The 13,276-nt window shown below is 72.7% G+C and carries 12 protein-coding genes and 1 pseudogene; 4 read left to right on the top strand and 9 right to left on the bottom strand.

The genetic code is table 11. The features are described 5' to 3' along the window. Positions 1 to 24 precede the first annotated feature (24 nt). From ACFZDJ_RS24720 to ACFZDJ_RS24710, 3 genes are read left to right on the top strand one after another with little or no spacing between them, the layout of a single operon-like run. The gene (locus tag ACFZDJ_RS24720; protein WP_391061519.1) at positions 25 to 603 is read left to right on the top strand and encodes a WHG domain-containing protein; all 579 of its coding nucleotides are present in this window, start codon (positions 25 to 27) and stop codon (positions 601 to 603) included. Beyond that, positions 600 to 2,012: an MFS transporter gene (locus ACFZDJ_RS24715; RefSeq protein ID WP_391061516.1), complete on the top strand. Its 1,413-nt coding sequence runs from the start codon at positions 600 to 602 to the stop codon at positions 2,010 to 2,012. The genes ACFZDJ_RS24720 and ACFZDJ_RS24715 overlap by 4 nt, the downstream gene beginning before the upstream one ends. A 57-nt stretch (positions 2,013 to 2,069) precedes the next feature. Further along, positions 2,070 to 3,296 (top strand): serine hydrolase, encoded by a 1,227-nt coding sequence (locus tag ACFZDJ_RS24710; protein ID WP_391061513.1) that lies wholly within the window; start codon positions 2,070 to 2,072, stop codon positions 3,294 to 3,296. Between the two features lie 6 nt (positions 3,297 to 3,302). Here the strand turns inward: ACFZDJ_RS24710 and ACFZDJ_RS24705 are convergent, their stop codons facing one another. The 5 genes from ACFZDJ_RS24705 to ribA all read right to left on the bottom strand — a co-directional run bounded on the left by ACFZDJ_RS24705 (position 3,303) and on the right by ribA (position 8,410). After that, positions 3,303 to 4,454: a saccharopine dehydrogenase C-terminal domain-containing protein gene (locus ACFZDJ_RS24705; protein WP_391061510.1), complete on the bottom strand. Its 1,152-nt coding sequence runs from the start codon at positions 4,452 to 4,454 to the stop codon at positions 3,303 to 3,305. Further along, positions 4,447 to 5,529 carry a saccharopine dehydrogenase gene (locus tag ACFZDJ_RS24700; RefSeq protein ID WP_391061507.1) on the bottom strand — a complete coding sequence of 361 codons (1,083 nt, stop codon included), beginning with the start codon at positions 5,527 to 5,529 and terminating at the stop codon, positions 4,447 to 4,449. Before ACFZDJ_RS24700 ends, ACFZDJ_RS24705 begins: the two co-directional genes overlap by 8 nt. Further along, a complete protein-coding gene (locus ACFZDJ_RS24695) occupies positions 5,526 to 6,671 on the bottom strand; it encodes an FAD-dependent oxidoreductase (RefSeq protein ID WP_391061504.1) in 1,146 nt (381 codons plus the stop codon). The genes ACFZDJ_RS24700 and ACFZDJ_RS24695 overlap by 4 nt, the downstream gene beginning before the upstream one ends. Then, complete coding sequence (locus ACFZDJ_RS24690; RefSeq protein ID WP_391061502.1) at positions 6,668 to 7,645, bottom strand: ornithine cyclodeaminase family protein; 978 nt, start codon at positions 7,643 to 7,645, stop codon at positions 6,668 to 6,670. The genes ACFZDJ_RS24695 and ACFZDJ_RS24690 overlap by 4 nt, the downstream gene beginning before the upstream one ends. 75 nt (positions 7,646 to 7,720) lie before the next feature. After that, the gene (ribA, locus tag ACFZDJ_RS24685) at positions 7,721 to 8,410 is read right to left on the bottom strand and encodes a GTP cyclohydrolase II (RefSeq protein WP_384914065.1); all 690 of its coding nucleotides are present in this window, start codon (positions 8,408 to 8,410) and stop codon (positions 7,721 to 7,723) included. Positions 8,411 to 8,459: 49 nt separating this feature from the next. On the opposite strand from ribA, the gene ACFZDJ_RS24680 reads away from it, so the two are divergent. Further along, positions 8,460 to 9,263 (top strand): creatininase family protein, encoded by an 804-nt coding sequence (locus tag ACFZDJ_RS24680; protein WP_168513475.1) that lies wholly within the window; start codon positions 8,460 to 8,462, stop codon positions 9,261 to 9,263. Positions 9,264 to 9,430: 167 nt separating this feature from the next. Here the strand turns inward: ACFZDJ_RS24680 and ACFZDJ_RS24675 are convergent. The 4 genes and pseudogenes from ACFZDJ_RS24675 to ACFZDJ_RS24660 all read right to left on the bottom strand — a co-directional run. Next, a pseudogene (locus tag ACFZDJ_RS24675) lies at positions 9,431 to 10,204 on the bottom strand (lysylphosphatidylglycerol synthase domain-containing protein); the annotation flags it as partial. A gap of 347 nt (positions 10,205 to 10,551) precedes the next feature. After that, positions 10,552 to 11,496 carry a class I SAM-dependent methyltransferase gene (locus ACFZDJ_RS24670; protein WP_391061499.1) on the bottom strand — a complete coding sequence of 315 codons (945 nt, stop codon included), beginning with the start codon at positions 11,494 to 11,496 and terminating at the stop codon, positions 10,552 to 10,554. After that, entirely contained in the window at positions 11,493 to 12,779 is a 1,287-nt protein-coding gene (locus tag ACFZDJ_RS24665) for a glycosyltransferase (RefSeq protein WP_391061496.1), read from the bottom strand. Before ACFZDJ_RS24665 ends, ACFZDJ_RS24670 begins: the two co-directional genes overlap by 4 nt. Then, positions 12,776 to 13,174, bottom strand: a complete 399-nt coding sequence (locus ACFZDJ_RS24660) for a 6-carboxytetrahydropterin synthase (RefSeq protein ID WP_060900963.1) — start codon at positions 13,172 to 13,174, stop codon at positions 12,776 to 12,778. Before ACFZDJ_RS24660 ends, ACFZDJ_RS24665 begins: the two co-directional genes overlap by 4 nt. Positions 13,175 to 13,276 lie beyond the last annotated feature (102 nt).

Below are 13,276 nucleotides of genomic sequence, written 5' to 3'. Positions count from 1 at the left end.
TACGAGAACTGGTAGACACTGTCCATGAGTGAAGCGGAGACGGGGCTGCGGGCCCGGTTGATCGAGGTGGGCGTGGACCTGGTGACCACGCAGGGCGCGCAGGTTCTGACCCTGCGGGAGATCGCCCGTCGCGCGGGCGTCTCCCACGGTGCCCCGCGCCGCTACTTCCCGACCCATCTGGAACTGCTCTCCGCCATCGCGCGCCGGGGCTTCGCCGACCTGGGGGCCCGGGCGACGGAGGCGCTGGGCGACGAAGGGACGAGTCCCCGCGCCCAGTTGGCGACGCTGGGGAGGGTCTACCTCGACTTCGCCTTCACTCAGCCCGGAATGTATGAGCTGATGTTCCGTCATGATCTTCTGGAGAGTGGGCGCCTGGGACTCCGGGAGACCAGCCTGCCGCTGTTCGGCGTCCTGGTGGACCTGGTCGGCCGGGCGCGCCCCGCGGCCGACGCCACACTCGTCGCGAGCGCCCTGTGGGCGAATCTGCACGGGATCGCCCAGCTGTGGGGCTGGGGCAGTCTCCAACTCGCCACGGGAGCCGCCGACTTCGAACCCCTGTTGGATGCCGCGCTGGACGCGCACCTCGGGCCGGAGGAGCGGTGAACCCCTCGGCGCGGCGCCGTCTCACGCTGACCAACAGCGTCGTCGGGGCCGTGATCGTCGCACTGGACGGAACCGTCCTCACGGTCGCTCAGCCCACGCTGCGGCGCGACCTGGACGCGTCGTTCGCGCAGGTGCAGTGGACCAGTACCGGCTATCTCATCGCCGTGGCCGGCCTGTTGGTGTTCGCGGGGCGCCTCGGGGACCGGTACGGCCACCAACTGGTCTTCGCCGTGGGGATGGTGGGGTTCGGGGCGGCGTCGGCGGGGATCGGCCTGGCGCCCGGCATCGGCTGGGTGATCGGACTGCGGTTCGCCCAGGGGGTCTTCGGCGCACTGTCGCAGCCCGCCACGCTCGGGATGCTGCGCGCGGCCTACCCGCCCGACCGGCTCGGCATGCCCATCGCGCTGCGCACCAGTGCCATCGGTCTCGCGGCCGCCGCGGGTCCCCTCCTCGGCGGGGCGCTGGTCACCCAGCTGGGCTGGCGGGCCGTCTTCTTCCTGAACGTCGTACCCGCGCTCGTCATGGCCGCCCTGGCCCTGACCGTCCGGGACGCGCCCCGGGGCACAGGCTCGGCGGCCGGACTCGACGTGCCCGGCGCGGCGCTGCTCGCGGTGGCCCTGGTCGCCCTCGTGCACACGCTCGTCGTGCTGCCGCAGACGGGCCGGCCCACGGCGACCGTGCTCGGGCCGCTCGTGGCGACGGCCGCGGCGGCCGCGTTCGTACGGCACGAACGGCGCGCGGCGAGCCCGCTGGTGCCGCCCGGCCTGCTCGGCTCCCCCACGGTCGGCGCGGCGCTCGGCACCCTCGTGTGCGCCTCGGCGGCGCTGTTCGGCACGCTCTTCGTCAGCACCTACTACCTACAGGACGTGCTCGGCCTCGACCCGCTTCAGAGCAGTCTGCGCGCGCTCCCGCTGGCCGTGATGATGGTGCTGGGCGCGCCGGTCTCGGCCGTACTGCTGCGCCGCTACGGCCCGCGCCGCACGACCGGCACCGCGATGCTGCTGATCCTCCTCGGCGTCCTGCTGCTGTCCCGGCTCGACCGCGCCTCGACGGACCTGGCGATCGGCGCCGGATTCCTGCTCCTGGGCGCGGGGTTCGTCGCGGTGATGGTGAGCGCGACGGCCGTCGTCGTGCGGTCCGCGTCCGCCGGGTCGGCCGGGGTGGCGGGCGGGCTCCAGCAGACCGCGATGAACATCGGACCGACGGTGGGGGTGGCCGTCGCGACCACGCTGGTCGGCCTGGCCGGTGTCGACATGGGCCCCGCGCTGTCCGTCCTCGCGGCCCTCACGGCGGTCGGCGCGCTGTCGGCGCTGCGGCTCCCGGGCCGCGGCGACGCACCGGTCGCCGAGCGGCGACCCGCCGGTCACCCACCCACCGACGCCGCTTGCGAAGTCCGTACGAGACGATGAGGACGAGCGAGACGATGAGGGCGAGCGAGCCCGAGAGCCGCAGTCCGGAGGAGAACCATGGGACATCTTCGACAAGAGGTCGGGCCGAGCGAGGCCGGCCTTGATCCGAAGGCGCTGGCCCGCCTGGACCAGCACTTCTCCCATCTGGTCGACGACCTCCGGCTGCCCGGTTACCTCGTGTCCGTGTCCCGGCACGGCCGGGTCGCGCACCTCACCACGTACGGCCACCGCGACCTCGAGGCCCGACTCCCCGTCGAGCCCGACACCTTGTGGCGGATCTACTCGATGACGAAGCCGGTCACCTCGGTCGCCGCGCTGATGCTCCTGGAGGAGGGACGCCTCCGGCTCGACGACCCCGTCGCCCGTTTCCTTCCGGCCTTCGCCGATCCCCGGGTGTACGTCAGCGGGTCCGGCGCCGGCATGAAGACCCGCCCGGCCGAGCAACCCCTCCTGATCCGGCACCTGTTGACCCACACCTCGGGTCTGACCTTCGGCTTCTACCACTCCCACCCCGTCGACGCGCTCTACCGCGACGCCGGTCTGGAGTCGTCGGTGGCGCCGGGCTCGGACCTGGCCGGCACCTGCGACGTGTACGCCGGGCTGCCCCTGCAGTTCGAGCCGGGCACCGAGTGGAACTACTCGGTCTCCACCAATGTGCTCGGCCGCCTGATCGAAGTGGTGTCGGGGCAGGACCTCGACGAGTTCCTCGCCGAGCGGATCTTCGGGCCGCTGGGCATGGCGGACGCCGGGTTCTGCGTCACCGACGAGCAGGCCGGGCGGCTCGCCGAGCTCTACGGGGAGGACGCCGAGGGCCGCATCACCCCGATCGCCGGGCTCCCTCTGCACGGCCGCCCGCGCTTCCTCTCCGGCAGCGGCGGCATGGTGGCCTCCGCGTACGACTACCACCGCTTCATGGAGATGCTCCGCCGTCGCGGCGAACTCGACGGGGCCCGGCTGCTGAAGCCGGAGACCGTGGACACGATGGCCGCCAACCACCTCCCTGGCGGGGCCGACCGCCGCACCTTCGGCAGCGCGCTGCACCGGGAACCCGGCAACGCGGGGCTCGGCTTCGGGCTCGGGGTCTCCGTCGTGGTGGACCCCGAGATCACCCGGTCGCCGTCCAGCGAGGGCGCGTTCGGCTGGAGCGGGGTCGCCAGTACGACCTTCTGGGTCGACCCGCGCCACGACCTGACCGTGCAGTTCTACACCCAGGTCCGCCCGACCTCGTCCCACTCGATCTATCCCGAGCTCAAGCGGCTCGTGCACGAGGCGGTGCTCGACTGAGCCCGGCTACCCCGCGCGCAGGGTGAAGGGCACTCCCTCCCGGGCGAGTTCGGCCAGCCATTGCTCGGACCGCCGCGCCGTCTCCGCGGCGCGGCCGAGGCCTGACGGAAGCGAACCGTCCAGGATGTGGCGGACTCCGAGGGCGAGCGTGCGGGAGACACAGCGGGCCATGGCGCTCTCCTCGGCGGTGCCTACGAGGTCGAGGAGGTAGCGCCCCGACCAGGCCGCGCCGGAGCCGCCGCGGACGTCGAGGGAGACGGCGAGGACGACCCGGTCACGGTCCGCGTCGGTGGTCGGATAGGTCTTCGCCAGTTCCTGGGCGAGGGCGGTGATCCGCCGGTCGTCGCCCGCCTTCAGCTCCTCGAAGACCGCGTCCCAGGCCCGCAGCCAGCCGTCGAGGCGCAGGGTGCCGCGCACGAAGGTCTCCGGCTTCCAGGTGCCGGGAAGTCCGTACTGCTCGACGAAGGGCACGCTGTCGCGGTTGGGGTAGACCTCGAAGGCCTCGCCGTCGATCAGGTGGGGGCGGGTGGCCTCCCAGGGGCGGTCGGCGGTGGTCTCGGTGCCGTCCTCGACATAACGGGCGGGCGAGCGGAGAGCGTTGAGCACGCCCGCGGGTGCCCAGCTGAAGCGGTACTTGAAGTCGTTGGGCACGGCGGGGATGCCGCCGCAGTACGAGGTGAGGCGGTACGAGGCGGCCGACTCGGCGCCGATCTCGGCCTCGGCCCGGGCGATCAGACTGTGCGCGAAGAGGTGGTCGATGCCCGGGTCGAGCCCGCACTCGGTCAGTACGACCACTCCCGCCGCCTCGGCCGCGGGCACCTGGTCGAGGACCGCGTCCGACACATAGCTGGAGCAGGCGAAGTGGGCGCCGCGCTCGACGCAGACGCCGAGCAGCGGGGCGTGTTCGGGTGCGGGCAGCATGGAGACGACGACGTCTCCGGGGGCGAGCTCGGCGGCGAGCGCCTCCAGGGTGTACGCGCGGGGCTCGGCCCGCCCGGTCAGGCCCAGCGCCTCCAGGCTGCGCGCGGCGCGCTCTTCGGTGCGGTGCCACAGGAGTACGCGGTCGGCGGCGTCGCAGGTCGCGGCGAGACCGCTGCCGGTGGACAGGCCCGCGCCGATCCAGTGGACGGTGCCGCTCGCGGCCGTCACCTCAGACATCACGCGACTCCCCTTCTTCTGTCTTCGCGTCTTCCTCTGCTTCCTCGGCTTCGAGGGCGCGGCACGCCTCGTGGAAGCGGTCCAGGCAGCGCCCCCACGGACCGCCGACCCCGAACTCCAGCAGCTGGGGCAGCAGCGACGCCGAGAAGTCGACGCTCGCCTCCAGCGGCAGCAGCGACGGCAGATTGTCGATGGCGATCAGGTCGAGGGCGGGCCGGTCGCGGATGCGGCGGGCGGGGTGCGTCCAGTCCGTCGTGGTGTCGTAGATCGGCAGCACGTTCAGGGGGGAGCCGACGTCGCACGTGACGTCGCACAGCGTGCGCAGCCGGCGGCCGGGCTCGTCGAGGTCCCTGTCCGTGAGGAAGGGCGGGATCGGCCGGGTGGTCAGCACGGTGTTGACCATCAACTCGTGTGCCAGCAGAGCCGGTCGGTCCAGCTCACGGGTCTCGGCGAGGTCCCAGCAGGTGGGTTCGACCCCGGCCACCCCCAGCGCCACGCGGGCGCCCCGGCCGCTGCGGCCGAGCGCGCCGATGACGAGGGCTCGCAACTCCCTCTTCTCTGAAGCCAGTTCGGCGTCCAGCTCCTCCTTCGACGTGGGCCGCAAAGGGGCCTTGAGGCTGCCCCGGTGGTGCAGCACCGCCAGGGCGGCGCCCAGGTATCCGGCCCAGTAGCCGAACGCGGCGAGCCTGCGCCCGTCGTCGTGCACCAGGTACTCGATGTCCAGCAGGGCTCCGCCCCCGGCGATGAACCTGTGGAGCAGAGCGGCTGCCCCGGGCTGCCGCTTGTAGGCATGCCCGAAGAAGACATGGCGGTGGGTCAGTTCGGGTGGCCCGTCCGGGAGTTCCTTCAGGCCCACGACGACCGCGTCCGGCGGCGCCGACACCCAGGAGCCCGCCTTCGCGACCCGGCACCCGGCGTCCTCGTACGCCTCGATGGGGAAGACCCGCTGGGGCGACTCCTCGACCGTGAGCGTCACGCCGCTCTCGACGAGCCGTCGGGCGTCCGAGGGCACGATCGGGGTACGCCGTTCGGTCGTACGGATCTCGTGGCGCAGCCACAAGTGGAGCTCGGTCATACGAGGTTGACCTCCGGGCGCGGGGCGTCGGCGGTGAAGCGCTCGACGCTCAGGGGGCTGATGTCGACGAAGGGTACGCGGCCCAGGTACAGATCACGGATCACCTCGCCGACCGCCGGCCCCTGGAGGAAGCCGTGGCCCGAGAACCCGGTCGCGTACAGGAAGCGTGAGCACGAACGCGCCTCGCCGATCAGGGCGTTGTGGTCCGGGGTGATCTCGTACAGGCCCGCCCAGCCGCCCGTCCGGCGCAGGTCGAGCAGGGCCGGGGCGCGGCGCTCCATCGCCTCGGACAGGCGGGGGATCCAGCGGTCGTGGGTGGTGGTGGCGAAGCCGGGGACCTCGTCGGGGTCGGACATGCCGAGGAGAAGGCCGGGGCCCTCGGTGTGGAAGTAGAGGCTGGTGGTGAAGTCGATGGTCATGGGGAGGTCGGGCGGCAGCGCCGGGACGGCTTCGGTGACGGCGATCTGGCGGCGCAGCGGTTCCACCGGCAGGTCCACGCCCACCATCGCGCCGATCGCCCACGACCAGGCACCGGCCGCGCAGACGACCGTGTCGGTGGCGATCCGCCCCTGGCTGGTGACGACCGCGGTGATCTCGTCGCCGCGGGTCTCGATGCCGGTGACCTCGCGGTGCCGCAGCAGGGTCGCGCCGTGCCGGCGGGCCCCGGCCGCGTAGCCCTGGACGACGGACTCGGGTGTGCAGTGCCCGTCGTCCGGGGAGAAGGCCGCCGCCAGCAGCCCGTCGGTGGTGATCAGCGGGGACAGTCGCCGCGCCTCGGCCGGGTCGATCAGGCGGCTGGGCACCCCGAGCCCGTTCTGCAGCCGTACGCCGTCCTCGAAGGCGGCGACCTCCTCGGACGTGGAGAGCAGGAACAGATAGCCGACTCGGCGCAGCCCGATGTCCAGGCCCAGCTCCTCACCGAAACGGGCGAACGCCTCCAGGCTCCGGGCACCCAGCTGGATGTTCAGCTCGTCGGAGAACTGCGCCCGGACCCCGCCCGCGGCCCGCGAGGTGGAACCGGAGGCGAGTTCGTCGCGCTCGACGAGCACCACGTCCGGTACGCCCGCCCTGGCCAGGTGGTAGGCGATGCTCGTGCCCATGACCCCGCCGCCGATGACGACGACCCGCGCGCTCCCGGTCATCGGCGCGCCTCCCGGGCACGAGCAGCCTCGATCACGGCCCAGGCCGCGGCGGCGTCCTGGATGCCCAGCCCGACGCTGTTGTAGAAGACGATGTCGTCCGGGTGGGTGCGGGCCGGGTGGCGGCCGGTGAGGACGCCGCCGAGCGGGATCAGGTCGGCGCGGGTGAGTACTCCGTCCCGCAGCGCGTCCACGATCGGTCCGGCGTGCTCCGCCGCCGTCTCCGGGTCGTCGACCACGACCGCCGCCGCCCGCCGTACGACCTCCGTGTCGACCTCGCTGCGGGTGGGTTCGAAGGAGCCGACGCTCACCACCGTGCACCCGGGCGCCAGCCACGCGCCCCGTACGACGGGCGTGCTGCTGAGCGTGCAGGCGGCGACCATGGGCAGGCCCGCGACGGCTTCCTCCGCCGTGTCGACGGCCTTGGTCGCGACCCCGAGTTCCGTCGCGAGGAGCCGCGCCGCCCGCGCCCGTCGGGCCGGGTCAGGGCTCCACACCCGTACGGACCTGAGGTCCCGCACCCGGGCGACGGCCCGCGCGTGGGCGAGGGCCTGGGTGCCGGAGCCGAGAAGCCCCAGCTCCGCGCTGTCGGCGGTGGCCAGCGCGTCGAGAGCGACGGCGCTCGCCGCGGCGGTGCGCAAGGTCGTGACCGCCGTACCGTCCATGACGGCGGCGAGTTGCCCGGTCACCGGATCGAGCGCGTTGATCACTGCGTGCACCGTCGGCAGCCCGGCCGCCGTGTTGGCCGGGTTGACGCTGCCGAACTTGGCGACGGCCCCGGTGTCCGCGGACAGCCGGGCGAGGTAGGCGAAGACGACACTGTCGTCGAATCGGCTGGGGTGCATGATCTTGCCGGGGAGCTCGGCGGTGCCGTCACCGAGCGCGGTGAACGCCGCGCGCTGCGAGGCGATCGCCGCATCGGTGTCCAACAGCTCCGTCACCCGGTCCCGGGAGAGGTACAGGACGTCGTCGGTCATTCCTTGTACCTTTCCCCGCGCGCACCTCTCTCACCACAGCCGACGCCTCCGGGTGACGTCCTCGGGCGCCCGCGCTCAGGAGGAGTGCGAGACCACCACGTCCAGGTGCGGCAGGAAGTGGTCAAGGCGCTCCCGTTTGGTGCGCAGATAGGTGATGTTCTGCGGGCACGGCGGTATGAGCAGCGGGACCTGCTCGGTGACCTTGATGCCGTTGCGCTGGAGCGACTCCCGCTTGCGCGGGTTGTTCGAGAGGAGGCGTACGGAGCGGACGCCGAGGTCGTGCAGGATGTCCGCCGCGACCCCGTAGTCACGGGCGTCGACCGGGAGGCCGAGGGCGACGTTCGCCTCGACGGTGTCGAGGCCCTCCGACTGGAGCTTCATCGCCTGCAGCTTGGCGAGCAGGCCGATGCCGCGGCCCTCGTGGCCGCGGAGGTAGACGAGGACGCCCCGGCCCTCCGCGACGATGGCGCGCAGCGCGGCGGCGAGCTGGTCGCCGCACTCGCAGTGGGTGGAGCCGAAGGCGTCCCCGGTGAGGCACTCCGAATGGAGCCGGGTGAGGACACCTTCCTTCGTGGCGCCTTCCCCGCTCTTGCTGAGGTTGCCGACCTCGCCGTAAACCAGGGCCACTTGCTCCTCTCCGCGATCGTGATCCAGGAAGCCGACCGCCTGGAAGTCGCCGTACACGGTGGGCAAAGGGGCATTGACGACTCGTTCGACACCTGTGAGGCGTGCGGTCCCGGCGAGTACTCCAAAGTTATCTGTCATGATCTGGTTCCTAAGCAGAGTCGAAAGCAGAGTCGAAAGGCCGTGAAACATGAGTGGTTCGGGAACGCGCTCGGCGGTATCCGGTCTGTTGCCGGCGGACACCACGGAGGATGTGCGCGAGCGGGGGGCCGGTGTCGCCCGTGAGGTCGCCGTGCTTCCCGTCGGGAGTTTCGAACAGCACGGTGCCTATCTTCCGTTGGCGACGGACACCCTGGTCGCGTGCGCCGTCGCGGAACGGATCGCCGCCGCTCATCCGGTCCATCTCCTCCCTCCGGTGACGATCTCCTGCTCGCACGAGCACGCGGCCTGGCCGGGTACCGTCAGCATTTCCGCCGTCACGCTCCACGCCGTGGTACGGGACATAGCCGCATCGCTGCGCCATTCCGGCGTCGACACCCTGGTGCTGGTCAACGGGCACGGCGGGAATTACGTGCTGGGCAATGTGGTTCAGGAATCCGTCGGCACCGGTACGCGTATGGCGCTTTTCCCGGCCATGGAGGACTGGGAGGCGGCGCTGGAACGGGCAGGCGTGGAGACCTCGTTGCTCACCGACATGCACGCCGGCGAAATCGAGACCTCCATTCTTCTGCACACGCATCCTGAATTGGTCCGGCCCGGTTACGAGACCTCTGATTTCGTCGCGGACGACCGGCGTCATCTGCTCACCCTCGGAATGGCCGGCTATACCGAGTCCGGCGTCATCGGCCGTCCCTCGAAGGCGTCCGCCGAGAAGGGGAAGGAGCTCCTGGCCGGGCTGACCGAGGCCTTCGGGGCGTACTTCTCCTTGGTGACGGGAAAGACGCTGCCCACCGCCTCCGACGCGGCCCCGGCCAAGGGGACTTCCGGGGTGTGAACTTCGGCGGTCTCTGACGCTCGGCATTGATCGTGCCCTCCTGCGTTCTCCTGCCGGGGGCGCCGCAGCGCCGCGAACCACCGGACGACCAGGACCACGACGCCGGGCAGCGCGGCGGCGAAGCTGAGCACTCCGTAGATCACCGCGACGCTCAGGCCCATGCCGGCGCCCAGCCCGGCGGCGCCGAAGGCCCAGGCCATGACGCCTTCCCTGGGGCCCCAGCCGCCGATGTTCAGCGGCAGGCCCATGGCGAGCAGGGCCAGCAGAGCCAGCGGCAGCAGTACGGCGGCGGAGGCGTGGGATCCGGCGACGCGGGCGGCGAGCAGGAACATCGCCAGATGTCCCGCCAGCACCACGACCGACGAGATGAGCACGCCCGGCCAGTTGCCGCGGGCGAGCAGCGCGCCGCGCGCCTCGGTGAGCGCGGCGCGGACGGCTCCGTAGCGCCGGGACGAGCCGGACGTGCCGGACGAAGTGCTGCCCCTGCGGACCGCGCCCGCCGTCACGACGACCCCGCACACCGAGACGACGGCCAGGACCAGGGCGAGGTGGCGGGCGTCCGTGAGGACCGGTGACGGCAGGGTGAGCAGGACCACCGCTCCGACGGCCACCAGGACCGCCTGGCCCGCGGTCCGTTCGAGGACCACGGCGCGTACGCCGCGGCCGACGTCCCCGGTGCTCTGGCCGTGTCGTACGGCGCGATGCACATCGCCGAGGACACCGCCGGGCAGCGCCGCGTTCAGGAACAGCGCGCGGTAGTAGTCCGCGACGGCGCCGCCCAGCGGCAGCCGGATCCGCAGCCCACGTGCCACCAGGCACCAGCGCCAGGCGCTGAACACGGTGGTCAGCAGACCGAGCCCAAGCCCTGCCAGCAGGGTCGGGCCGTCGACCCGCCGCAGCCCGTCCAGGAAGACACCGGTACCGAGCCGCCAGAGCAGCACACCGAGGATGAGGACACCGGCGACGGAACCGATGTGCGTGCGCAGCCCGCCCCTCTTGCGTCGGACGGGGGTCGCTTCGGCTTCCTGCCGGGCCGGGGTCGTGGACGTCTCGGCCTCGGTGTGAACAGCGGCGGCCGCGTCCCGCCCGCCGTCGCCGGGCGCCGGTATGACGGCGAGTCTGCCACGGTCGGCTTCCGCGGCGGGGCGGGGACGCAGGAGCTCCGTCACACCGCGGGCCGACACCACGTTCGCCGTGCCCTCGGCGCGCGGCTCACCCGCCTCGCCACCGGTGCGCGTCACCGTGTCCGCGTCCACGCCGACCGCCTCCGCCGTCCCCGCCCCGGCGCTCACGCCGCACCGCCCGTCGGTCGCGGCAGCGCCAGTACGTCGCTGTGGTGGACCCGTACGCGCAGCTCACCCGCGGCGCAGGCGGCGAGGCGGGACTGCAGATACGACTCTGCACGGGCGGCCAGCGCGGGCCGCTCCTCGACGGCCGCGCCGACCCAGCCGCGCAGCCACTCCGCCGTGAGATCGGCCTCGTCGGCGCCGAGCCGCCAGGGGCTCGGATGCACCCGTACCGTCGCGCCGTGCCGGTCGAAGGCCTCGCAGGCCGCCGTGATCGCGTCGGGGCCGAGCAGTTCCCCGCGCCGCTGGTGGGCGTTGAACGCCTCGATGAACTCGGCGTCCAGCGGATCGGCCGGCGTGAACTCGACGCGCCCCACGACGGAGAGCGTGAGCAGGGCCGGCACCCCGGCGCCCGCGCAGGCCGCCGCGAGCCGGTCGATCTCCTCGCGGGTCAGCACGTCGAGCAGGGCGGACGCCGTCACCAGTGACGCCCCGGTCAGCGCGTCCGCGGTCAGCCGGCCGATGTCACCGCGCTGGGTGGTGACCGTGACCCGGCTGCCGTCGGCGGCCGCGTGCGGTGCGCCCACGGTCGCGAAGTGCAGCAGATACGGGTCCCGGTCGTGCAGGACCCAGTGCTGGGCGCCGTCGAGCCGGGGGGCGAGCCAGCGGCCCATGGAGCCGGTGCCGCAGCCGAGGTCGTGGATCACCAGGTCGCCGCCGCGGCCCGGCCGGTTCGCCAGCCGGATGCGCAGCGGGTCGAGCAGTTCGGGCGCTCGTGCGGCGGCGTCCGCCGGCTCCCGCAGCTGGAGCCACTGAGGGGCGTAGCGGGGCACGTCGTCGTCGGGCGCGCTCGCGCGCTGCCCCGGAACCCCGGACACACCACCCTGCACGCCCACCTCCGACACGCCCTGTTCCGGAACTCCCGACGGAGTCGCAGTCATACTCATGCCGCCCTCCGAGGCTGCTGCGGAAGACGTCCCAGCACACCGGCCAGGCTGCGGGCGGTGGTCGCCCAGCCGTCCAGCGCGGCCCGGCGACTGCGCGCGGCGGCCTTCAGCCGGCGGCGCACATCGGCCTCGCCGAACCAGCCGCGCAGTTCCGCGGCGAGCGCCGCCGGGTTCTCCGGGGGTACGAGGATGCCGGGGACCCCGCCGTCGGGCGCGCGCCCGACCGCCTCGGGGAGACCGCCGACATCGGTCGCCAGCACCGGGATCCCGCGCGCGAGTGCCTCGGTGACGGCCATGCCGTACGTCTCGGCGTAGGAGGTGAGGACCATGAGATCGGCCGCCGCGTAGCTCGCGTCGAGTTCCGCGCCCGCCTGCGGTCCGGCGAGGTGCAGCCGGTCGCCGAGCCCGTACTTCCCGATCAGGGCGCGCAGCTGGGCCACGTACGCCGGGTCCTGGGTGAGTCCGCCGACGCAGACGCAGCTCCAGGGCAGGTCGGTGACGGTGGCGAGGGCCTCGATCAGCCGGTGCTGGCCCTTGCGCGGGGTGACCGCGGCGACGCACAGCAGCCGGGAGACACCGTCGGTGCCGGAGGCGAGGGGCGCGATGTCGGCGCCCGGGGCGGCGACATGGACCCGTTCCGGGGCGAGCCCGTGGTGGGCGACCAGCCGGCGGACGGCCCAGTCGCTGGTGGCGACGACGGCGGACACCGCCCGCAGCGTCGCCCGTTCCTTCGCGTCCAGCTCGGCGGCCACGGCGGGCGCGAGCCCGGTCTCGTCGCCGAGCGGCAGGTGCACCAGGACGGCGAGACGCAGCCGTTCGGCCTCGGGGACGACGATCTCGGGGACGCCGCAGGCGACCAGCCCGTCGAGGAGGACGACCGCGTCGTCCGGGAACTCGCTGAGCGTACGAGCCAGCTCCGCACGGGCGGAAGCCGACGGCCGGGGCCAGCTGCCCGCGACGGCGTGCTTGTGGACCTGCCAGCCGAAGCCGGGCAGGTCGAGGCAGAGCCGCCGGTCGTAGGCGTTGCCGCCGCTCGGCGCGGACGCGTCGTCGACACCGCCCGGCATCACGAAGTGCACGGAGCGCAGGGACATGGGGATGATCTCGGCGTTCTTGAGAGCCGTGTGCTGCACGGGCACGTAGTTCAGGGAAGCCTGGTCGCCGTTCGCGGACGCCGGGCCGGTCTTCGGAGCCGCCGGGCCGGTCTTCGGGGACACCTGACCGGTCTTGGGAGACACCTGACCGGTCTTCGGGGACGCCTGGTCCATGGTCGTGTCGGTCACAGTGCACGCTCGTAACTCGCCCAGGCGATGTGCGACTCGTGCAGGGTGACCGTGATGCCCGCGAGGCCTTGGGCGCCCTCGCCGAGGGCCCCCGCGTGCACGCGCTCGGCGAGACGGTCGGCGATGACCTTGGCCAGGAACTCCGTCGAGGTGTTGGTGTTCTTGAAGTCCGGTTCGTTGTCGAGGTTGCGGTAGTTCAGCGCGCTCACGACGGCGCCGAGTTCCTGCGTGGCCAGACCGATGTCGACGACGATGTTGTCGTCGTCCAGCTCGGCCCGGCGAAACGTGGCGTCCACCAGGAACGTCGCCCCGTGCAGGCGTTGCGCGGGCCCGAAGACCTCGCCACGGAAGCTGTGGGCGATCATCAGGTGATCGCGGACGGTGATGCTGAACAACGGACGACCCTCCAGGTGCGGCACGTCTGGTCCCCTGCCGGGACCATGCCGTGTAGTACGGCTGCCCCGCTCTCCTTGTTCAGCTGCCTGTTCCCCTTTCTT

Source organism: Streptomyces sp. NPDC007896 (genome assembly GCF_042959425.1).
GTDB lineage: Bacteria > Actinomycetota > Actinomycetes > Streptomycetales > Streptomycetaceae > Streptomyces.
Note: the sequence above shows the minus strand (reverse complement) of the source record. Positions and strands in the feature narration are given on the sequence as shown.